Source organism: Streptomyces sp. NPDC020192 (assembly GCF_044388685.1).
Lineage (GTDB): Bacteria > Actinomycetota > Actinomycetes > Streptomycetales > Streptomycetaceae > Streptomyces.
Window position 1 is genome coordinate 66,908 of the sequence record NZ_JBIRXG010000029.1, and the last position, 22,551, is coordinate 89,458.

Here is a 22,551-nt window from a genome sequence, read left to right on the forward strand (position 1 = left end):
CCGACGTGGCCGTTGATCCGCGTGAGTGGTCCTGGCGCACCCGTCAGGAAAGACTCCACTGCTGGCTCGACGCGCCGGTACCCGATTCCTGGTCCACAGCCGCCCCGCTGGTGGTCGAGGCACTCGCGACACCGATGTCCAGGTCGCTGCCCACGCCGGCCAACATGTAGGTGCTGCCGGTGTAGCTGCCGACGAGGTCGAGGAACCATTCTTGGTTGGTCCCGCCGTTGCAGGTCCACTGCTCCAGTTGCAGGCCGGTTGCCGTCGACTGGTTCGGCACGTCCAGGCACAGGCCGCTCTTCACGCTCCTGAGCGTGTAGATGTTGTCCGCCACCCGCGTGAGCGTCCACTGCTGGTTGGTGCCGCCGGCGGACGGCCACTGGATGATCTTGGCGCCGTTCGCCGTGGAGCCGCTCGACACGTCCATCAGCATGGAGCTGTTGACATCCTTCAGGGTGTGGACGCCCTCAGCGGGGATCCCGCTGCCGGCCGTCCAGGTTCCCGCTGCGGTGTCGAGTGACCAGGTGGGGTACTGGCCGAGATTCACCGTCGTTCCCCTGATGGTCAGGGGCAGCCAGATCAGTTTCGACGCGCCGAGGTCGGAGGTGTTCCAGCGGTCGCCGGCGTAGATGTACGTGGTGCCGGAGGAGCCCTGGACGGTGATGACGTTGGCCGTCTGGCTGCCGTAGGTGTGGGTGCCGGGTGCGGCCAGGTCACGGAACGACGACCAGGGGCCGCCCAGTGACGTGGCGGTGGCGTAGATGTTGTCGTTGAGGCCCCAGCCCGTCAGGTGCGAGCCGAAGACGTAGTAGGTGCCGTTGACCTTGACCATGGCGGGCGCCTCGACGCTGCCGCTGCTGCCGCTGCTGCCGAGCACCGCCACAGCGCTGTCCACGGACAGGTAGTCGGCGGACAGCTTGTCGATGCGCAGGCCGTTGTTGCGGTCCTCGCTCAGCAGATAGGCGGTGCCGTCGGTGTCCTGGAACAGGCCGAGGTCACGGCTGAGGTTGCCCAGCGGCCGGAAGCTTCCCTGGTAGGTGTAGGGACCGCACGGAGTACTGCTGGTCGCCACACCGACCTTGGCCTCCGAGTAGTTGGTGCTGTCGATGTGCATGTACATCACGTAGGTGCTGGTCGAGGCGTTGTAGATGACCTTGGGCCGCTCCACGACACGGCTCGGCCCCAGGTCGCCGCTGCTCTGCCTGGCCAAGGCGACGCCCCGGTAGGTCCAGTTGGCCAGGTCGGTCGAGGTGTAGCACGGGATGTCCTGGAACGACGTGTCCGACGATGTCTCGCCGGTCTTGTCCTCCCCGAAGCCGTACCAGGTGCTGCCCACCTTGATGATGCCGAGGCCGTGCAGTTGAAGCGCGTTCCCGTTCTGGTCGGTGCGTGCGGCGCCCGTGGTGAACGACACCGAGGCCGCGTGCGCCTCGGTCGCCGGAATCAGGAGCGCCGCAAGGCCTCCCAGCAAGGTCAGGAACGCGACGGCTCTGCGCCGCCATCGGCCGGCGGGCGTCCGGGGAACTCCCTTGAACATGTGCGTCCCTCTCTGTCGCGGTTGACGATCCCTTGATGGCGGCGGGGACCCATGAGAGCCGTGGCACGTCTACGGCGTCAAGGATCGCGTTCGAATTTGTTTAAGCTTGACCGGGTCGCGGCGCACCCGGTCGGGCTCTCCAGAGTCGCAAGTCGCCCGGACTGTCCAGGATTTCGGACAAGTGAGGGGCGGATACGAGGGGTTGACCTTCAGGTCGGGGCAGGCGTAGAAACTCCGCGACAGTCAGAATCTGTTACTTGCTGGTTGACTTTGTTGGAAACCATGTCCAAGCGAGGTGGACCGACTGTGAACGTGTCAGAGCGTCAGGAACCCTCCCGCCGCAGGGTGCTCAAGGGCGCGGCGGTCGCTGCCGCAACGGCCGCGCTGGGAATCGGCAGCACATATCCAGCCGAGGCCTCGGACGCCTCGGTCACCGCGACGTCGCTCGACGGCACCACCAGCATCACCATGTCGCTGACGGGCGGCTCGCTCCAGTGGTCGGCCCGGCGCAACGGCGCGACAGTCGTGGCCACTTCGGCCATGGGTCTGCGGCTGAGCGACGGAACCACCCTCGGTACCGACGCCGTTCTGACGAACTATCAGCACTGGCACGTCGACACCACCTGGAACCCGTTGTACGGGCGCAACGCGACCGTCTCCGACGCCTACCAGGAGATGCGCTGGAACCTCCGGGACAACCGCACCTCCATCAACTTCGGTGTCCAGATCCGGGCCTACGCGACCGGCGTCGCGTTCCGTTACGTCCTGCTGGACCCGGGTACCGCCACCATCGACGGTGAACTGACGACGTTCGTCTTCCCGGACGGCACACTCGTCTACAGCGCGCGGGACGAGGACGACTACAACCCGGTCGCGCCCGGCTCCATCCCGTCCACCGGAACCTCCTCCACGGACACCGGTCCCCTGACCGACCTCCCCCTCACCGCGACCTACAGCAGCGGGCTCATCGCCTGTGTCTGCGAGTCGGCCCGCACCAACTACCCCCGGACGATGCTCAGTTCGGTCTCCGGACAGCCCAACACCCTCGCGGCGTACCTGATGCGGCACACGGCCCGCGGCTCCGGACCGGTCCAGACGACCTCCACCGTCACCACACCGTTCGCCACGTCCTGGCGTGCAGTGGTGATCGGCTCCACGCACGCCGAACTGGTCGACAACGCGGAGCTGGTACTCAACCTGGCCCCGGCCGGCGCCCTCGCCGACACCTCGTGGATCACGCCGGGCAAGGTCTTCCGGTGCAATCTGACCACCGCGGCCGGGCTGGCGGGCGTCGACTTCGCCATCGCCCGCGGCCTGCAGTACATCGAGTACGACTCGGGGTGGTACGGCCCGGAGCACACCTCGACCGACGCCACGCAGCCGATCTCCGCCATCGACCTGCCCAAGGTCATCTCCTACGCTGCTGGCAAGGGAATCGGCGTCTTCCTCTACGTCAACCCCATGGCCATGAGCAACTCGGACAGCCTGTTCGCCCTGTACCGGAGCTGGGGCGTGGCGGGCGTCAAGCTGGGCTTCATCAACGACGGCACCCAGGCGATGACGAACCAGATCATCGCCTGGGCCCGGACGGCGGCGACGCACAAGCTGCTGATCGACATGCACGACGACGTGCGGCCGTTCGGCTACGAGCGGACCTACCCCAACTGGATCAGCATGGAGGGCGTGCGGGGCAACGAGCACTTCCCGACCGCCACCCACAACGTCACCCTGCCCTTCGCCCGCAACATCGGCGGGCCGATGGACTACACCATCTGCTACGGCCAGTCCCGCGACCGGACGACCAACGCCCACCAGATGGCGATGGCCGCCGTGTACTACCAGCCCCTGGACTTCCTCTACTGGTACGACACCCCCCCGGAGTACTCCACCCCCTCCAACTGGCCCGGGCTGCCCTGGTTCGACGCCATCCCCACCGTCTGGGACCAGAGCCGGACCCTCGCCGGTTCGATCGGCGAGTACGTCGCCGTCGCCCGGCGCAGCGGCACCACCTGGTACCTGGGGGCGATGACCAACGAGACCGCCCGGACCCTCTCGATCCCGCTGTCCTTCCTCGGCAGCGGCACCTACACCGCCACGATCTACGCCGACGGAACGCCGGGCAGCAGCCCGTACCAGACCCCCGTCGTCGTGAGCACACAGACCGTGACCTCGTCGACCACGCTGAGCGTCGCGATGGCCCCCGCGGGCGGCCAGGCAGTCGTTCTGAGCCGTGGATGAACGGCACCCGGCTCGATGTCCTCGTCCACCGCAGCGGGTGACGTCGTGGCCCGTTTTACGACAGCAGTACGGGTCCGCCTCGGCGAAGAACGGGCGACTGTCCATCGACCGCGCCAAGGTCAAGGCCGAGAGGGTCTCGACGGCAGTACTTGCTGACCTGCTCGCACGGCTGCTGATTTCGCCCGAGGGGGACCCCCATCGAGGGCTCTCCGCGCCTTGCGATGCACGACCCCAGACCGCGGGACCACATCGGATGCTGATAGTGCAAGGGCCCCTGCCAGGGGCTTGGAGGACGAGGGTGGTCAGGCGGGTGCCGTCGTCGAGCGTGTGGGAGTCGCCCTTCAAAACCCGGGCAGCGAAGACGGGCGGGGCTCGGCCTGATCCGGGAGTTCCGCGAGCACGGCCAGCGCCTCTGCGAGCAAGATTCGGGTCGGATCCGGTGAGCCACCGACCAGAGCAGTGGCTCGGCATGACGCGGTCCAGTCGGCGAGCGCCTGCTGAGCCCGCACCGTGGCATGACCGTCCAACCCCGCTTGCCGAGCTTCGCCGGCGGTTCCGCGCGTGGCGCGACCCGGCCCGGCGCTGTTCCCCACCACGACGTCAACGAACTCCCCATCCCGCTGCCTTCGTACACGGTCTGCCGGGTCGCACTGCTGGGCGACGCGGCACACGTGATGACGCCGAACCTCGGACAGGGCGCCTGCCAGGCTTTGGAGGTCGCGGTCACCCTGGCCGCGGCCCTCGCCACCGAGCACACCGTCGAAGCCGAGCTCGCCCGTTACGTCGCCGAGTACCGTCGGCACGGCCGGGCAGTCGCCTCCTCGTTCGATCCGCATGATCCTGCGGCACTTGGCTGGGTGCCACCACGCCTGGCCCGATCGGAGGACCGGTGCCGCCCGGTGAGACAGCCGGTCCGGGGCCATCGGCACCTGGCGCGTAGACATGCCATGTTTGGCGTTGATCAACCGGAAGATTTCGGAACAGAAATGGAGAAAAGTGCAGCCGGAAGGAGCTTTTCATCCCTGCACACCCGTTGACACGGGCATGGCGAGTGCCGCAGTTTCATGCGTGACATCAGGCACACGCAGCTGAAGGGTCTCCGAGAGGATCCGGGAACCGAAAGGGGCACGCGGCGGTGCTGCCGTACGGGAACGGAGTGAGGACATGCCGTCGGGAAACTGCTCCACCGCAGGCCCCCTGGAGTCCGCAGACTCTGTCGCCGTTCGCAGCGGGTGAGGCGCTCCATCCACCCGGCTCCCGCCGCAGACACCGTCGCCCGCAAGCCGTGGCGCCGCGCCAGCCGCCCGCCGACCGCGTCCGGTCCGGAGTGCGTCGCGTACGTCGCACTCACCGCCACCGGAAGTGCGCCCCCTGGTCACCGGGCCTGGTCTCCCATCACAGCTCTGACGGAGGTACCATCATGATCAACAGACGCCAGTTTTTGGTGAGTGCCACGGGTGTCGCGGCGGCAGCGGTCACAGGCAACGTCCTCGCAGCCGGCACTGCCTGGGCCGCGACCACGTACACCGCCACGTGGGCCTCGGTCGACCAGCACAACCCGGCTCCCGAGTGGTTCAAGGACGCCAAGTTCGGCATCTACTACCACTGGGGCGTGTTCAGCGTGCCCGCTTACGACAGCGAGTGGTACCCGCGCAACATGTACATCAGCGGGAGCAAGGCCAACAGCCACCACATCGCCACGTACGGCGACCCGTCGGCGTGGCCGTACCACAACTTCATCAACGGCGCGAACGACCTGAACGGCTCCTTCAACAAGTTCGCCCCGAAGCTGAAGTCGGCGGGCGGGAACTTCGACCCGGACGAGTGGGCGCAGCTTTTCGCCGACGCCGGCGCCCGGTTCGCCGGACCGGTCGCCGAGCACCACGACGGGTTCTCCATGTGGAACAGCTCGGTCAACGAGTGGAACTCTGCCGCCAAGGGCCCGAAGCTCAACCTGCTCCAGCTGTTCGCCGACGCCATCCGCGCCAAGGGGCTGAAGCTCCTGGTGGCCATGCACCACGCGTTCAACTTCAACGGCTTCTACGACCACGTACCCGCGCAGTCCGACCCGAGCCTGCAGAAGCTGTACGGGCAGTTGGGCACCACGGCCGAGAACCAGCTGTGGCACGACAAGCTCAAGGAGGTCATCGACCTCGCCAAGCCCGACATCATCTGGCAGGACTTCGACCTCGGCAAGGTCGACCAGACGCAGCGGCTGAACTTCCTGTCGTACTACTACAACCAGGCGAACGCCTGGGGCCGCGAAGTCGTCGCCACCTACAAGGACGGCTTCAACGGTCACGGCGAGGTCTTCGACTACGAGCGTGGCGGCCCCGCCGACATCACCGCCCCCTACTGGCTCACCGACGACAGCATCTCCAGCTCCAGCTGGTGCTACACGAACGGCATCGGCTACTACAGCACCAAGCAGATGCTGCACTCACTGATCGACAGGGTCAGCAAGAACGGCAACATGCTGCTCAACATCGCCCCGATGGCGGACGGCACGATTCCCCAGGCCCAGAAGGACATCCTCCTCGGCATCGGCGACTACCTGCGCCGCTTCGGCGAGTCGGTGTACTCGACCCGGGCCTGGACCACGTACGGCGAAGGTCCCACGCATATGGGCGGCGGCGCCTTCACTGCCCCGCAAGCCGGCACCGCGCAGGACATCCGCTTCACCCGGAACAAGAACAACACCGTCCTGTACGCCACGGTCCTCGGCTGGCCGGGCAGCACGCTGAACATATCGACGCTCAACTCGGGCCGGATCAACGTCGGTTCCCTGGCCTCGGCGCAGCTGCTGAACCCCACCGCAGGCATCTACACGAACCTGCCCAAGCCGACGCAGGACGCGGCCGGGCTGCACGTGAGCCTGCCGTCGTCGTCGGCGCCGTTCTCCGCCCTCGCCTACGTCGTGAAGCTGACCTTCTCCGACCAGATCCCGACCCTGAAGCCGTCGTCCGGGGCCGTGGCCTATCAGGACGTCAACTACTCCGGTGGCCACGCCGTGCTCTCCATCGGCTCCTACACCGCCGACCAGTCGACGCTCGCCGGCCTGCCCAGCCGCAGCCTTTCCTCGCTGAAGCTGGCCCCCGGCTACCAGGTCATCGGCTACTCCGGCGACAACTTCACCGGCACTGCCTGGACCTTCACCGCCGACAACGCCGACCTACGAGGCACCGGCAACAATGACGCCGCTGTGTCGATAAAGGTGCAGCTCAACCCCTCGGCGTGGTTCAGGATCACCAACGTCACAGACGGGCTGGTGCTGGACAGCGGAGGGAACGTCCCCAGCGGCTCCGACCTCAAGCAGTGGACCTGGAACGGCAGCACCAACCTGCAGTGGCAGGCCGTCGAGCTCGGCAACGGCTACTACAAGCTGGTCAACCGCGCAGGCGGCATGGTCGCCGACGGCGGGGGCGCCACCACGAACGGCTCCGCCGCCCTGGCGGCCGTCTGGAACGGTGGCACCAGCCAGCAGTGGCAGCTCAGGTACCAGGGTGGCGACAGGTACTGGATCGTCAACCGCGCCACCGGCCTCGTCCTCGACGGCGGCGGCAACGTGCCCTCGGGTTCCGTGACCAGGCAGTGGTCCGGGAACAGCAGCTCCAACGTGCAGTGGACCTTCACTGCGGTCTGAGCGGGAGGGGCGGGGGCGGGATGAGCCGGCCCTGAGCCCAGCAGCAGAGTTGCGCGGTGAGGCTGCTGAGGGGATGCCCCGCGGTGGAGAGGCGGAATGTCGCTCGTGTGCATGGCCTGTTGGAGTTCCCAGCCAGGATCTGGCAGACCTGCCCCGGAGTCCCGCACTCGCACTCCTCACACTGGGCCTCCTTGTCGAGCAGTGCTGCCGCCTTGCCAGCAGTCGCCGACTCCGGGCGTAGTTCCGACGATCGAACAGGACGAACCACAGTGCCGGCCGGATGAGTCTCACGCGCTCAGTTCTCGCCGGTATGGCGGCCAGGACGGTGGCCGCCACCAACGGCTCCGCTGACACAACGACCAAGCCATCGCTCTCCCGTCACCGAAAGGTTAGAGATGTCTTCCTCTGTCAGTAGACGGCGCCTCCTGCAAGTAGCCGGGGCCACCGTCGCCGCCACTGCCACCGGATCCCTCATCGGCAGCTCTCCCGCCCAAGCGGCCATCGCCCCCGCGAGGACCGACATCGGGGTCTTGGCGCGCCCCTTCGAATTCGGCCAGGTCCGGCTCACCGCGAGCCGGTGGCTGGACAATCAGAACCGCACGCAGAACTACCTGCGGTTCGTGAACGTCGACCGGCTGCTGTACAACTTCCGCGCCACCCACAAGCTGTCCACCAACGGCGCGGCCGCGACCGGCGGCTGGGAGGCGCCGACGGCCGCCTTCCGCTCCCATGTCCAGGGGCACTTCCTCACGGCATGGGCCCAGCTGTACGCCCTCACCGGGGACACCACCTGCCGGGACAAGGCAACCTACATGGTCGCGGAGTTGGCCAAGTGCCAGGCCAGCAACAGCGCCGCCGGTTTCAACCCCGGGTACCTCTCCGGCTACCCCGAGTCCGAGTTCACCGCCCTTGAGCAGCGGACCCTCAGGACCGGCAACGTGCCGTACTACACCATTCACAAGACCCTGGCCGGCCTGTTGAACGTGTGGCGCCACATCGGCAGCACACAGGCCCGTGACGTGCTGCTCGCCCTGGCCGGCTGGGTCGACTGGCGCACCGGCCGACTGACCACCCAGCAGATGCAGGCCATGCTGCAGACAGAGTTCGGCGGCATGAACGCCGTGCTGACCGATCTCTACCAGCAGACAGGCGACGCGCGGTGGCTCACCGTCGCTCAGCGCTTCGACCATGCCGCAGTGTTCGACCCGCTGGCGTCCAACCAGGACCAGCTGGGCGGACTGCACGCCAACACCCAGGTGCCCAAGTGGATCGGTGCCGCCCGGGAGTACAAGGCCACCGGCACCACCCGCTACCGGGACATCGCCACCAACGCCTGGAACATCTCCGTAAACGCGCACACCTATGCCATCGGTGGCAACAGCCAGGCGGAGCACTTCCGCGCCGCGAAAGCCATCGCCGCCTACCTGAACAAGGACACCTGCGAAAGCTGCAACACCGTCAACATGCTCACCCTCACACGTGAGTTGTTCGAGCTGGATCCGAACCGGGCCGCGCTGTTCGACTACTACGAGCGGGCGTGGCTGAACCAGATGATCGGCCAGCAGAACCCGGCCGACGACCACGGCCACGTCACCTACTTCACGTCGCTCAACCCGGGAGGCCGACGCGGTGTGGGCCCGAGCAGCGGCGGCACCTGGAGCACCGACTACAGCACCTTCTGGTGCTGCCAGGGCACGGGCCTGGAGATGCACACCAGGCTCATGGACTCCATCTACTTCCACAGCGACAACACGCTGATCGTGAACATGTTCGTGCCCTCGGTGCTCACCTGGTCGGAGCGCGGCATCACGGTCACCCAGACCACGTCGTACCCGGTCAGCGACACGACGACCTTGCGGGTCACCGGCAGCGTCGGCGGAACCTGGGCGATGCGCATCCGTATCCCGAGCTGGACCACCGGGGCCACCATCAGCGTCAACGGCGTCGCGCAGAACATCGCCACCACGCCCGGCAGTTACGCCACCCTGAACCGCTCGTGGACCTCTGGCGACACGGTCACCGTTCGCCTGCCCATGCGGATCGTCATGCGAGCGGCCAACGACAACGCGAACGTCGCCGCGATCACCTACGGTCCGGTGGTCCTGTCGGGCAACTACGGTGACTCCGCGCTCAGCTCCCTGCCGACGCTGAACACCTCGTCCATCACACGGACCAGCAGCAGTTCACTCGCCTTCACCGCCACCGCGGGCGGCTCCACCGTCGACCTGGGCCCGTTCTACGACGCGCACGGCTTCAACTACACCGTCTACTGGAACGCCGGCGGCACCTTCCGTCTCGCCAACACGGCCAGCGGTCTCCTGCTGGGCATCCAGAACATGTCCACGGCCGACGGCGGCCGCGCTCTGCAGTGGTCGGACAACGGCACCGCCGACCACGACTGGTACATGATCACCGACGGAAGCGCGGTGCGCTTCCGCAACGTCAACAGCGGCAAGGCGCTCGGCGTCCTGAACATGTCCAAGGCCGACGGCGCGACTGTCCTCCAGTGGTCCGACAACGGTACCGCCGACCATCGATGGACGCTGGTCGACCAGGGAGACGGGACCTACAAGATCCGCAACGTGAACAGCGGCAAGTTGCTCGCCATCGCGAACAGCTCCACCGCCGTCGGCGCGTTCGCGGTCCAGGACTCGGACGACGGCACCGTCGACAACCGGTGGCGCATCGTGAGGAACTAGGGGCTGTTGCGGAAGCAGAGCTTTTAGTTCTTCTCCGTCATTCCGCGTTGCTCGACACTTCGACCTTCGTTCGGCATGACGAACACGATCTGGGATCGAGCCACACCGTATCGACAGTCCGGGCAGCCTCCGACGGGGCAAACCGGAACCGCTTACTCATGGATTGCGAGGCCCCAATGCACATAAGAGGTTTCAGCCGTAAACGTCCGTCTGCGGTGCTTGCCGCCGCGGTCGCGGCCCTGGTCTCTTTGGCGGCGCTGCTCGTCGCCAGTCCGGCCCAGGCGGCCACCACCGGCGCCTTGAAGGGTGCCGCTTCCGGCCGGTGTCTCGATGTGCCGGGCGCCAGCCAGACCGACGGCACGAACGTGCAGATCTGGGACTGCACAGGCGGGACGAACCAGCAGTGGACGCTGACGGACACCAACCAGCTGACCGTGTACGGCAACAAGTGCCTGGACGTCCCGGGCCACGCCACCACGGCCGGGACCAAGGTGGAGATCTGGTCCTGCAACGGCGGCGCGAACCAGCAGTGGCGGGTGAATGCCGACGGCACGGTCGTGGGCGTGGAGTCCGGGCTGTGCCTGGACGTCTCGGGCGGCGCCACCGCCAACGGCACGTCGGTGCAGCTCTGGAACTGCACCGGCGCCGGCAACCAGAAGTGGACCGGCCTGTCGGGGACGACCAACTCGTGCGCCCTTCCGTCGACGTACCGGTGGACCTCGACCGGTCCGCTGGCGCAGCCGGCCAACGGGTGGCTCTCGCTGAAGGACTTCACCACCACGACGTACAACGGCAAGCACCTGGTCTACGCGACGTACTCCGACGGCAACTGGCACTCGATGGGCTTCAGCCCCTTCACGAACTGGTCGGACATGTCCACGGCCACCCAGACCGCGATGAACTCGTCCGCGGTGGCGCCCACGCTGTTCTACTTCGCGCCCAAGAACATCTGGGTGCTGGCCTCACTGGGGTGGGGTACCGCCTGGCCTTTCACCTACCGCACGTCCAGCGACCCCACCAACCCCAACGGCTGGTCCGCGCCGCAGGCGCTGTTCACCGGCAGCCTTCCCAGCGGCGGCCCGATCGACCCGACCCTGATCGCCGACGACCAGAACATGTACCTGTTCTTCGCCAATGACAACGGCAGCATCTTCAAGTCGACCATCCCGATCGGGAACTTCCCCGGCAGCTTCGGCTCCTCGTACACCACGGTCATGACCGACACGGTGAAGAACCTGTTCGAGGCGCCGCAGGTCTACAAGGTCCAGGGTCAGAACCAGTACCTCATGATCGTCGAGGCTCGCGGTGCGAATGAGGACCGCTTCTTCCGTTCGTTCACGGCCTCCAGCCTGAACGGTCCGTGGACCGCACAGGCCGCCACCGAGAGCAACCCCTTCGCAGGCAAGGCCAACAGCGGCGCCACCTGGACCAACAGCATCAGCCACGGTGACCTGGTCCGCAACAACCCTGACCAGACCATGACCATCGACCCCTGCAACCTGCAGTTCCTCTACCAGGGCCTGGACCCCAACACGCCGAGCACCACCCCCTACGAGAGGCTGCCGTACCGGCCGGGCCTGCTCACCCTGCAGCGCTGACCCGCGCGGACCTGTCCAGAAGCTTGTGACCGTGCCTGTCAGGCACGGTCACAAGCGGCTTCCGCTCTGTCTCCCAGGAAGGAATCCTGCATGGTTCCCATGCACAGACGACTGCTGCGTCTCCTCACAGCCACCGCGCTGACGCTCACCGCCTGCGTCACCGCCTCCGCCGGCACGACCGCCGAGGCCACACCGGGCAGCCCCGCCCTCACCCCGCCGCTGGGCTGGAACAGCTGGAACAGCTTCGGATGCGGTGTCGACGAGACACAGGTCCGCCAGGCCGCCGACGCGATGGTGTCCTCGGGCATGAAGGACGCGGGCTACCAGTACGTCGTCGTCGACGACTGCTGGTACGACCCGCAGCGCGACGCGGCGGGCAACCTGCGGGCCGACCCGACCAAGTTCCCCAGTGGGATGAAGGCGCTCGGGGACTACATCCACAGCAAGGGGCTGAAGTTCGGCATCTACGAGGCCCCCAACGAGCGCACGTGCGCGCAGGGCGTGGGCACCTACCCCGGCTCCACCGGCAGCAAGGGCCACGAGGCCCAGGACGCCGCCACGTTCGCCTCATGGGGTGTGGACTACCTCAAGTACGACTGGTGTTCCTCCAGCGGCACCCTGGACCAGCAGGTCGCGCAGTTCACCCTCATGCGCGACGCCCTGCGCTCCACCGGGCGGCCGATCGTCTACAGCATCAACCCCAACAGCTTCCACGCCATCACCGGCGCCACCTACAACTGGGGCGAGGTCGCCGACCTGTGGCGGACGACCGAGGATCTGCTCGACATCTGGCAGAACGGCAACACCAACAGCTACCCGATGGGCGTGGGCAACGTCCTCGACGTCGACGCGCCGCTGGCCGCTCAGTCGGGTCCGGGTCACTGGAACGACCCCGACATGCTCGTAGTCGGCCGTCCCGGTCTGTCGCTGAACGAGTCCCGCTCCCACTTCGCCCTGTGGTCGCTGCTCTCGGCCCCCCTCATCGCAGGCAACGACATCCGGACCATGTCCAGCGACGTGAGCGCGATCCTGCGCAACCCTCGCCTGTTGGCGGTCAACCAGGACTCGCTCGGTGCGGGCGGGCGCCGGGTGCGCGACGACGGTGACACCGAGGTGTTCGCCAAGCCCCTGTCCGACGGCTCGGTCGCGGTCGGCCTGTTCAACCGGGGGAGCGGCACCGCGACCGTCACCGCCACGGCCGCGCAAGTCGGCCTCACCGGAGGGCCGTTCACCCTCACCGACCTGTGGACCGGCGGCACGTCGAGCAGCTCCGGCCAGATCTCGGCGAGCGTCCCGGCGCACGGTGTCGCTGTGTTCAAGATGACCGGCGGCAGCCCGCTGGCCTCCACCACCGCACGGCTGCGCGGTACCGGGTCCGGCCGCTGCCTGGACGTGGATCACGCCTCCACCACGGCCGGGACCACGACGCTGATCTGGGACTGCCACACCGCCGCCAACCAGCTGTGGACCACGTGGGCCGGAGGCGAGATCCGCGTCTACGGCGACAAGTGCCTGGACGCCTCCAACCAGGGCACCACCAACGGCACGCCGGTCATCATCTGGCCCTGCAACGGCCAGGACAACCAGAAGTGGACCATGCAAGCCGACGGGTCGATCCGCAATGTCCACGCCGGGTTGTGCCTGGACGCCCAGCAGGCAGGAACCGTGAACGGGACCTCAGCCATCCTGTGGACCTGCAGCGGCCAGAACAACCAGAAGTGGACCGCGTTCCCGTAACCCACCACCCCTGCCCGCGCAGGCAGATGTCCGATCGGAAGAGGGCAGTCCCAAGACAGCATGTCACCCTGCGGGGACTGCCCTCTCGCACCGGGACCGTCCAAGCCCATGACCCACAGCTGGTGGACCAGGGCGGCCAGGGCGACGCCGAACTGCTCCATGAGTCCCACCAGGCTGCGCTCCACCAGCCGCCTCTTGGGCAGCACGATGAACCTCCAGACGTGGTCGGCGCGTTTGACCACCGTCAACGCCATCCCAAGGATGCGGTGGGCGAAGTCGACCAGCTGCCCGGCGTAGCCGCCGTCGGCCCGCACCTGCGTGGGCCTCCAGTGCCGCTCGCGCAGCGGTTGCCCGAGAAGTGCGTGCATCCGGCGCCTGTGCGCGCCGGATGCACGTTTCTTTCGATCCTCTGTCAGGAGGGGGTGATCTGCCACTGCTGCTGAGGGATGGCGGTGTAGGTCCACTGGTTGATGGCGGCTCCGTCGGCGGTGGAGCCGCTGTCGACGTTGAGGGAGAGGCCGCTGAGCCGGTTGGTGAGGAGGTAGTAGCCGTTGCCGGTGGGGGTGATGGCCCACTGCTGCTGGGGCGCGCCGGCGTCGCTCCAGATGTCGGCGGCTGCGCCGTTCACGCGGGAGAGTCCGCCGATTTCCATGAGCGTGCCGCTGTTGGCGTTGCGGATCTTGTAGTAGCCGCTGTCGGCCGGGACGATGGTCCACTTCTGGTTGGCGTGGTTCTGCCAGGGCCACTGCAGGATGGCGGTGTTGTTCGCGGTCTTGGCGCCCGAGACGTCGGCGACCTTGCCGCTGTGGCGGGCGACGAGGCGGTACGCGGTGCCGTCGCCGGGGAAGAGGGCGGAGACCAGGGCGGGTGTCGCGGTGCGGCCGCCGATGCGCAGGTTGCCGATGTTGGCGTAGCCGCCGGTGCCCGCGGTGACCTGGATGCGGACGAAGGCGGCGTTGCGGGCGGGCCATTCGACGATTTTGGTGGTGTGGTCACCGGCCCAGCGGGCGGTGGCGACCTGGGTGAAGGTGGTGCCGTCGGTGCTGGTCGAGATGGTGCAGGCGGTGATGTCACCGTCGGTGGTGTTGTTGCGGTTCCACTGCTTGGGCAGGTACTCCAGGGTGGAGATGTTGCTCCACACACCGCCGAGGTCGATGGTGATGCTCTGGGGCAGCGTGAGGCTCCAGGTGGACCAGCAGGTCTCGAAGTTCTTGTCGCTGAGGCCGTCGATGGCGTTCATGGGGCCTTCGCCGGTGTGGTAGTCGGTGGCGTAGGCGGCCACGGGGGTGACCGGGTGTTCGGCGCGGAGCATCTGGGTGGGCAGGGGCGGCCGGGAAGTGTCGGGGCCGCTCCAGGCGGCGCCGGCCTCGGAGAGCCGGTTGGCGATGTTGGTGTCCAGCACACCGTTGCGGTTGGGCGGGCAGTTGAGGATGAAGGAGGTGTACTTCGGCTCCAGATCCGCCAGGTGCGACAGGATCGCCGCCTTGCTCATCGGATCGGTCGTGGGCGTCGCCGGATGCCAGAACCACCCGTTGCTGATCGTCTGGCCCTGCAGCGAGGCGTAGGTGTTGCCTGCCGGTGAGGTGATGCCGAGGGGCTCCTCGAAGTAGATCGCGTCGCCGAGGTAGGGCACCGACAGCCCGCCGTGGTCGATCATCACGATGTCGGGCTGCAGGGACTTCACATGTTCCCTGATGCGCTGGTAGGGGACGGCCTGCTGGCCCATCTGCCAGGCGTAGCCGTCGGTGACGAACATGTCGATGGTGCCGTAGTCGGTGAGCAGTTCGGTGATCTGGTTGAGGATGTAGGTGATGTCGCCGGGCTGGATGGCCTGGTCGGAGGCGACCTTGTGGCGGGTGTCGTAGGCCTGCACGTTGTAGGTGCGGTCCCAGATGGAGAAGTACAGGCCGACCTTCAGGCCCTGGGCCCGGAAGGCGGTCACGTACTGCGCGACAACGTCATGCTTGTAGGAGCTGTTGGCGACGTTGTAGGTGTTGTAGGCGCTGGGCCACAGGCAGAAGCCGTCGTGGTGCTTGGTGGTCAGGACGCCGTAACTCATCTTCGCCGCCGCCGCGGCCGCCGCCCACTGGGCGCAGTCGACTGCCGTGGGTGCGAACAGAGCCGGGTTCTGGTTCGGGGCGGCCCACTCCTCGTTGGTGAACGTCCCCATGTTGAAGTGGTTGAACATGCCGAACCGCATGTTCACCAGGTCGCTGAGATTGGTCTGCAGGTCCGCGGCGGCCGCCTGAGGGAGCAGGTGGGAGAAGCCGGGAGCCACGGACAACGCGCTCGCGGCCACAGCGGCGCCCGCGGAGCCCAGCAAGGTACGACGGGACAGTCTTCCTGACGACATGGGTGAACTCCCGGGTGTCGGGGCGGCAGCCCGAGGGGCTGCGACCCCAAGTGCTCAGGCACGGCCCTGCCTTGGGCTCCGAGCGTCGGATGTTACGCATGAAGTTCGATGACGTAACTGCTCCGTGTCAACAGGTACGTGGATGAAAGTGCTCAGACAGAGAGTAGAGGAGGCCGTTTTGTTCGCTTAGGTGGCTATTCGTTCCGCCGAGACATGCCATGTTTCAACAGAGAAACCAGAGCGCTACGGCCACGGAAGCGTCACCCGCTCCGCCTCCTCGGGCGGCAACGCCCACGCTCACCAAATGAGTACTACTCATTTAAAAGAGGTGGTCCTCCAGGAACAGGCTGAGCGAGTCACAGTCGGCGGCCGATCGCCACAGCCAACAGCGCCATAACCTGGGGTGATTCCTCGTTGAAGGTAGTCCGCGCAACACCGGCTCCACTTCCTCCCCATGTCGTCTGCGTTGCGCCAGTGAAAAATAAATATGCCTATCTCCTTGACCGTGACGCCTCCTTGCATCGATAAATGCAACTCATAGGAAGTCAGGGGGGTTTGGAGGAGGGACACACTACAGATGAGACCCCTACGTATCGGCGCGGGGACGGTCAAGGCGCTCGCGGCGGCGGCTGTCGTCTTCGCGGCCGTACTGCCCGCTCAACCCGCCTACGCGGCCACGACGAACTTCTACGTCGACCCCGTGGGCGGCAGCGACAGCAACTCGGGGACCAGCACCGCGACGGCGTTCAAGACCATCCAGGCCGCCCAGGCCGCGGTCCGGGCCGTCAACGCGAACATGTCCGACGACATCGTCGTGAACCTGCGCGGAGGCACCTACCCCCTCACCGCCCCCATCACCTTCGGCGCCGGCGACTCGGGCACGAACGGCCACACCGTCGTCTACCAGGCTTACAACGGCGAGACGCCCGTCATCAGCGGTGGCAAGACGATCACCGGCTGGACCGCGGCCACCAACGGCGAGTACAAGGCGCCGGTCGGCAGCCTCAACTTCCGGCAGATGTACGTCAACGGGGTCCGCGCCACCCGGGCCCGCTACCCCGACCTCGGCTCGGACTTCCAGCTCCAGGGCAGCGACAAGACCAACAAGCTGCTGAAGGTGCTCAGTTCCCAGGTCTCCAACTGGAACCACCTGAACCAGGTCGAGATGATGCTGGAGACGCAGTGGGGCGAGAACTATCTGCGGCTGAAGTCGATCAGCTCCGCGGACGGTACCGCCGACGTGTCGATCCGGGACCACGAGGCGGGCATCCTGTTCCCCCGCCCCTTCCCGGTCCTCTCCGACGGCTCCCCCCTGCACTTCGAGAACGCCCACGAGTTCCTCAACGAACCGGGCGAGTTCTACGTCGACACGGCCGCGCAGACCGTCTACTACAAGCCCCGCCCCGGCGAGGACATGTCCACGGCCACCGTGCAGGCGCCGACGCTGCAGACCCTTTTCGACATCAAGGGCACGAACCTCGACAGTCCCGCCCACGACCTGCGCTTCTCCGGGATCACCTTCGCCCAGACCACCTGGATGGAAGCGACGGACAACGGCTACCTCAACGGCCAGGGCGGCAACTACAACCTCTCGGCCGACACCTCCAACAACCAGTACGTCGGTCGTCCGCCGGCCGGGGTCCAGGCCTCGGACGCCGACCGCGTCTCCTTCACCGGCGACACCTTCACGCAGATGGGAGCCACCGCCCTCGACCTGCACCACGGCGTGCACGACAGCACCGTGACCGGCAACCTCGTTCACGACATCGCCGGCAACGGAATCATGGTCGGCAAGTTCTCCGACCCGGCCGTGGAGTTCCACACCGTCTACAACCCGCCTGCCTCACCGGCCGGTGAGGACGCCCGGGAGGTGGTCAAGAACGTCACCGTCAAGAACAACCTGATCACCCGGATCGGTGAGGACTACCTGGGAACCGCGGGCATCAACGCGGGCTTCGTCAACAGCACCACCATCGACCACAACGACATCTCCGACACTCCGTGGGCCGGCATCTCGCTCGGCTGGGGCTGGCAGTCGCAGGCCAACGCCGAAGGCAACAACAGCGTCAGCTACAACCAGATCGGCAACGTGATGAACCGGCTCTGCGACTCCGCCGGTATCTACCACCTCTCGAACGACCCGGGCACGGTCATCAACGGCAACTACATCCACGACGTGATACGAGGGCCGGCCGCCTGCGGCTCGGCCGTGGCCGGCATGTACCTGGACGAGGGGTCGAACAACATGACCCTCTCGAACAACGTGCTGTCGCACACCGACGGATTCATCAACCAGAACCGCAACGGCTCCAACCTCACGCTCACCAACAACACGACGTCCGGCGACACGGTGATCAAGGCCTCCGGTCTCGAGTCCGCCTACCAGGGGCTGGCGGCGAAGCTGAACCTCGCCTACAACAAGTCGGCGTCCTCTTCCTCGGTGAACGGCTCCGCCTGGGGGGCGGCCAAGGCCAACGACAACGACGGTGCCACCGGCTGGTCGCCGACCGGGAGCGACACCTCGGCGTGGTGGCAGGTCGACCTGGGGCAGGCCTACCAGCTTGGACAGTTCTCCCTGACGACCCGTCAGGACCTGGATCAGCCCGAGACCCGCGGCAAGTTCGAGATCCGGGCCTCCAACGACCCGTCCTTCGGCACCTACACCGTCCTGGGACGCCAGACGGACACACTGCCGCTCGCCGCGACGCTCACGGGCAACATCGACGTCCGTCAGAAGTTCCGCTACGTGCGGGTCGCCAAGACCGACGGCGCGTACTTCTTCATCGCGGACTTCAGTGTGCAGCAGGCCGGCGGGGCGCTGGAGGACTCGACCGGTACGCCGACCATCAACCCGTCGACGAACTACACGATCAAGAACGTCAACAGCGGGAAGTTGATGGACGTGTACCAGAACTCCACCACCGACGGCGGAAGCGTCATCCAGTGGCCGAGCAACGGCGGTGCCAACCAGCAGTGGAACATCGTCCCGGTCAGCGGTCAGCTCTACAAGATCGTGAACCGGAACAGCGGCAAGGCCCTCGACATCGACAACTCCAGTCACCGGACGGGTACCGCGCTGCAGCAGTACACCTACAACGGCGGCAACAACCAGCTGTGGTACTTCGAGCCGACCAGCGGTGGGTACGTCATCCGCAACTTCGAGAGCAGGCAGGTCCTGGAGGTCGGCGGCGGATCGACGGCCGACGGAGCCGCCATCAGTCAGTGGATGCCGCTGAACCAGTCCAACCAGGCTTGGACGATCCAGTGACAGGGTGACGCGACGCGTCGGCGAATCCGCTCGCCCGGACGCGTCCGCCCGCCGTCAACACCCCTCAGCCCGCCCCCAGCCCCACGACGAACCCGGTTGGGGGCGCGGCTCGCTGTCCCCGTAACGATGAACAAGGGAGTTCATGGTGCCTGAACTGCTCGTCTTCCGAAAACTGCGCCGGGGGGTGGTTGTCTGCCTGGCTTCGGTGGCGCTCGCCCTCACCGGCCTTGTCGCCTTCACCGGCGCCTCGCTGGCGGCTACCCAAGGGCCCTGCGACATCTACGCGGCGGGCAGCACGCCGTGCGTCGCGGCGCACAGCACCACCCGCGCGCTGTTCGCCTCCTACAACGGCCCGCTCTACGAGGTGCGGCGGGCATCGGACAGTACTTCGCAGGACATCGGGGTACTGTCCGCCGGAGGGGTCGCCGACGCCGCGGCGCAGGACTCGTTCTGCGCGGGCACCACCTGCACCATCACCCGCGTCTACGACCAAACCGGCGGCGGCAACACCCTGGTCTACCAGGGACCCGGCGGGACCGGCGGCGCCGACACGGCGGCCACCGCGACCACCGAAGCGCTGAGCGTGCGCGGCCAGAAGGCTTACGCGCTGTACATCAACCCCGGCAACAGCTACTTCGCCTACAGCTCCACCGGGGGCGTGCCGACCGGCAGCTCACCCGAAGGCGAGTACATGGTCACCAGCGGCACCCACGTCAACAACGGCTGCTGCTTCGACTACGGCAACACGGAGATCGACCACAAGGCCGACGGCAACGGCGCCATGGACGCGATCAACTTCGGCACGGAATGCTGGTTCGGCGGTTGCAGCGGGACCGGGCCGTGGGTGCAGGCGGACATCGAGAACGGCCTGTTCTCCGGCGGCAGCAAGACGTGGAACCCCAACCAGGTCTCCCAGACCAGCCGCTTCGTCACCGCGATGCTCAAGAACAACGGCACCACGCAGATGGCACTCAAGGGCGCGAACGCCCAGTCCGGGAGCCTGACACAGCTCTACAGCGGCGCACTGCCCGGCGGATGGAACCCGATGCACAAGCAGGGTGCCATCATCCTCGGCAGCGGCGGCGACTGCTGCCAGACCAACCACAACGCGAGCGCGGGCACCTTCTACGAGGGCGCCTTGGTCAAGGGCTACCCCTCCGAGGCCATCGACGCCGCCGTCCAGGCCAATATCGCCGCGGCCGGCTACAGCACCAGCACCTCCAGCCCCTTCACCCCGGGTGCGAAGGTGTCACTGCAGGCCACCACCTCGTGCTGCACCGGGGACTACCTGCAGCACGACACCAGCGATGACAAGGTCGTGATCGCGCCGGTGACCTCGAGCAGCTCCGCCACCGACAAGGGCGACGCCACCTGGATCGTCCGCGTCGGCCTGGCCGACAGCAACTGCGTCTCCTTCGAGTCGGCCAACGCATCCGGCAAGTACCTCAGGCACTACGCCTTCCAGCTGCACCTGCAGCCCGACGACGGCTCCAGCCAGTTCGCCGCCGATGCCACCTTCTGCCCCAAGCCGGGCAACAGCGGCACGGGTTACTCCCTGCAGTCCTTCAACTACCCGGCCAAGTACATCCGTCACTACCGATTCACCGGCTACGTGGCAAGCAACGGCGGTACCAACGCCTGGGACACCACGTCGTCGTGGACCCAGGACACCAGCTGGCTCGCCGCCGCCCCCTGGAGCTGACGAACAACGAAAGTGTCGACGCACCCCACTATGTTCGCAGATTCGGGCAGTGTTCGAAAAGTCGAACGCCGGGATTCGTCGACGCCTCACCGCACAACCCCCCTCGTGAAGGAGCATTTAATGATCAAGCCACCGTGGATGCGCAGCGTCAGACGCGCGCTCCTCGCGGCCGGTGCCACCGCCGCGCTCGCCGCCGGCCTGCTCACCGCCACAGCAACCACCTCGCAGGCCGCCACCCAGCAGCCATGCGACATCTACGCCGCAGGCGGCACTCCCTGCGTCGCCGCACACAGCACCACCCGCGCCCTGTACGCGACGTACAACGGCCCGCTGTACCAGGTCAAGCGTGCCTCCGACAACGCGACCAAGGACATCGGCCTGCTGAGCGCCGGCGGATACGCCGACGCCGCCGCACAGGACTCCTTCTGCGCGGCCACCAGCTGCGTCATCACCGTCCTCTACGACCAGTCCGGCAAGGGCAACAACCTCACCCAGGCACCCGCGGGAGGAGCAGCCGGTGGGCCGGACAACCTCGCCAACGCCTTCGAAGCGCCGGTCACCGTCGGCGGGCACGAGGCATACGGCGTCTATGTCGCCCCCGGCACCGGCTACCGGAACAACAACACCAACGGCATCGCCACCGGCGACCAGCCTGAGGGCATGTACGCGATCTTCAACGGCAAGCACTTCAACGGCGGCTGCTGCTTCGACTACGGCAATGCCGAGACCAACAGCCGCGACACCGGCAACGGTCACATGGAGGCCATCTACTTCGGCAACAACAATCACTGGGGTTACGGCAGCGGCACCGGCCCCTGGATCATGGCCGACCTGGAGAACGGCCTGTTCTCCGGCGTGAACCAGCACCTCAACTCGGGTGACCCCACCGTCACCAACCGGTTCCTCACCGCCATCGTCAAGGGCGGCCCGAACCAGTGGGCCATCCGCGGCGGCGACGCCCAGTCGGGCAGCCTGTCCACCTACTACAGCGGCGTGCGCCCCAACGTCTCCGGCTACAACCCGATGCACAAGGAAGGCGCGATCATCCTGGGCATCGGCGGTGACAACAGCAAGGGCGCCCAAGGCACCTTCTACGAAGGCGTCATGACCTCGGGATACCCCTCTGACGCCACCGAGAACGCCGTCCAGGCCAACATCACCGCCGCCGGCTACAACAGCGGTTCAACCAGCACCGGCTCACTGACCCCCGGCTCCCGAGTCTCCCTGCAGGCCACCACCGCCCCCTGCTGCACCTCGCACTACCTGCGCCACGACGACGCCGACACCAAGGTCGGCATCTCCGGCATCAACTCCTCCAGCTCGGCCACCGACAAGGCCGACGCCACCTGGATCGTCCGCGCGGGCCTGGCCAACACCTCCTGCCTGTCCTTCGAGTCCGCCAACAGCCCCGGCCAGTTCCTGCACCACTCCAACTTCGAGCTCTACCTGAACACCGACAACGGCGGCACCTCGTTCGCGCAGGACGCCACCTTCTGCCCCACCACGGGCAACAGCGGGATCGGCCACTCCTTCCAGTCCGTCAACTACCCGACGAAGTACATCCGCCACTACAACTTCACGGCCTACATAGCCGGCAACGGCGGCTCCAACGCCTGGGACTCCACGAAGTCGTGGGCCCAGGACACCAGTTGGCTCACCGCATCTCCCTGGAGCTGACAGCAGCCAGCGCTCTCTGAGCGCCTCCAGCAGCGAGCACGGCAGTCCTACACAAGCGCGGGGAGGCCGTGCTCGCTTCCTGGAGACCTGGAGGTCGCC

At 66.9% G+C, this 22,551-nt stretch carries 10 protein-coding genes and 1 pseudogene; 9 read left to right on the forward strand and 2 right to left on the reverse strand.

Going from position 1 to position 22,551, the window contains the following annotated elements; all coding sequences use genetic code 11:
- Window positions 1-43: 43 nt before the first annotated feature.
- The gene (locus ACH47Z_RS38080; protein ID WP_399082220.1) at window positions 44-1,471 is read right to left on the reverse strand and encodes an RICIN domain-containing protein; all 1,428 of its coding nucleotides are present in this window, start codon (window positions 1,469-1,471) and stop codon (window positions 44-46) included.
- Window positions 1,472-1,849: 378 nt separating this feature from the next.
- Between ACH47Z_RS38080 and ACH47Z_RS38085 the strand changes: the two genes are divergently transcribed.
- The 6 genes and pseudogenes from ACH47Z_RS38085 to ACH47Z_RS38110 all read left to right on the forward strand — a co-directional run bounded on the left by ACH47Z_RS38085 (window position 1,850) and on the right by ACH47Z_RS38110 (window position 13,452).
- Window positions 1,850-3,775, forward strand: coding sequence for a glycoside hydrolase family 97 catalytic domain-containing protein (locus ACH47Z_RS38085; RefSeq protein WP_399082223.1), 1,926 nt, complete (start codon window positions 1,850-1,852; stop codon window positions 3,773-3,775).
- 529 nt (window positions 3,776-4,304) lie between these two features.
- Window positions 4,305-4,593, forward strand: a pseudogene (locus tag ACH47Z_RS38090) (FAD-dependent monooxygenase); the annotation flags it as partial.
- A gap of 602 nt (window positions 4,594-5,195) precedes the next feature.
- The gene (locus ACH47Z_RS38095) at window positions 5,196-7,418 is read left to right on the forward strand and encodes an alpha-L-fucosidase (RefSeq protein WP_399082226.1); all 2,223 of its coding nucleotides are present in this window, start codon (window positions 5,196-5,198) and stop codon (window positions 7,416-7,418) included.
- A gap of 395 nt (window positions 7,419-7,813) precedes the next feature.
- The gene (locus ACH47Z_RS38100; protein WP_399082229.1) at window positions 7,814-10,117 is read left to right on the forward strand and encodes a beta-L-arabinofuranosidase domain-containing protein; all 2,304 of its coding nucleotides are present in this window, start codon (window positions 7,814-7,816) and stop codon (window positions 10,115-10,117) included.
- Between the two features lie 176 nt (window positions 10,118-10,293).
- Entirely contained in the window at window positions 10,294-11,715 is a 1,422-nt protein-coding gene (locus ACH47Z_RS38105) for a non-reducing end alpha-L-arabinofuranosidase family hydrolase (RefSeq protein WP_399082232.1), read from the forward strand.
- Window positions 11,716-11,805: 90 nt separating this feature from the next.
- Entirely contained in the window at window positions 11,806-13,452 is a 1,647-nt protein-coding gene (locus ACH47Z_RS38110) for a glycoside hydrolase family 27 protein (protein ID WP_399082235.1), read from the forward strand.
- A 412-nt stretch (window positions 13,453-13,864) separates the two neighbouring features.
- On the opposite strand, the gene ACH47Z_RS38115 is transcribed toward ACH47Z_RS38110, so the two are convergent.
- On the reverse strand, window positions 13,865-15,805 hold the full coding sequence (locus tag ACH47Z_RS38115) for an RICIN domain-containing protein (protein ID WP_399082238.1): 1,941 nt from the start codon (window positions 15,803-15,805) through the stop codon (window positions 13,865-13,867).
- A gap of 577 nt (window positions 15,806-16,382) precedes the next feature.
- Here ACH47Z_RS38115 and ACH47Z_RS38120 point away from each other — a divergent pair.
- The 3 genes from ACH47Z_RS38120 (at window position 16,383) to ACH47Z_RS38130 (ending at window position 22,452) form a co-directional block, all read left to right on the forward strand.
- Complete coding sequence (locus ACH47Z_RS38120; RefSeq protein WP_399082241.1) at window positions 16,383-19,073, forward strand: RICIN domain-containing protein; 2,691 nt, start codon at window positions 16,383-16,385, stop codon at window positions 19,071-19,073.
- Window positions 19,074-19,215: 142 nt separating this feature from the next.
- Window positions 19,216-20,775 carry an alpha-L-arabinofuranosidase B gene (locus ACH47Z_RS38125; RefSeq protein ID WP_399082243.1) on the forward strand — a complete coding sequence of 520 codons (1,560 nt, stop codon included), beginning with the start codon at window positions 19,216-19,218 and terminating at the stop codon, window positions 20,773-20,775.
- A 120-nt stretch (window positions 20,776-20,895) separates the two neighbouring features.
- The gene (locus ACH47Z_RS38130; protein WP_399082246.1) at window positions 20,896-22,452 is read left to right on the forward strand and encodes an alpha-L-arabinofuranosidase B; all 1,557 of its coding nucleotides are present in this window, start codon (window positions 20,896-20,898) and stop codon (window positions 22,450-22,452) included.
- Window positions 22,453-22,551 lie beyond the last annotated feature (99 nt).

Coding starts and splice junctions, on each gene's coding strand:
- ACH47Z_RS38095 (WP_399082226.1), top strand. CDS start 5,196: ATGATCAACAGACGCCAGTTTTTGGTGAGTGCCACGGGTGTCGCGGCG.
- ACH47Z_RS38100 (WP_399082229.1), top strand. CDS start 7,814: ATGTCTTCCTCTGTCAGTAGACGGCGCCTCCTGCAAGTAGCCGGGGCC.
- ACH47Z_RS38105 (WP_399082232.1), top strand. CDS start 10,294: ATGCACATAAGAGGTTTCAGCCGTAAACGTCCGTCTGCGGTGCTTGCC.
- ACH47Z_RS38110 (WP_399082235.1), top strand. CDS start 11,806: ATGGTTCCCATGCACAGACGACTGCTGCGTCTCCTCACAGCCACCGCG.
- ACH47Z_RS38115 (WP_399082238.1), bottom strand. CDS start 15,805: ATGTCGTCAGGAAGACTGTCCCGTCGTACCTTGCTGGGCTCCGCGGGC.
- ACH47Z_RS38120 (WP_399082241.1), top strand. CDS start 16,383: ATGAGACCCCTACGTATCGGCGCGGGGACGGTCAAGGCGCTCGCGGCG.
- ACH47Z_RS38125 (WP_399082243.1), top strand. CDS start 19,216: ATGGTGCCTGAACTGCTCGTCTTCCGAAAACTGCGCCGGGGGGTGGTT.
- ACH47Z_RS38130 (WP_399082246.1), top strand. CDS start 20,896: ATGATCAAGCCACCGTGGATGCGCAGCGTCAGACGCGCGCTCCTCGCG.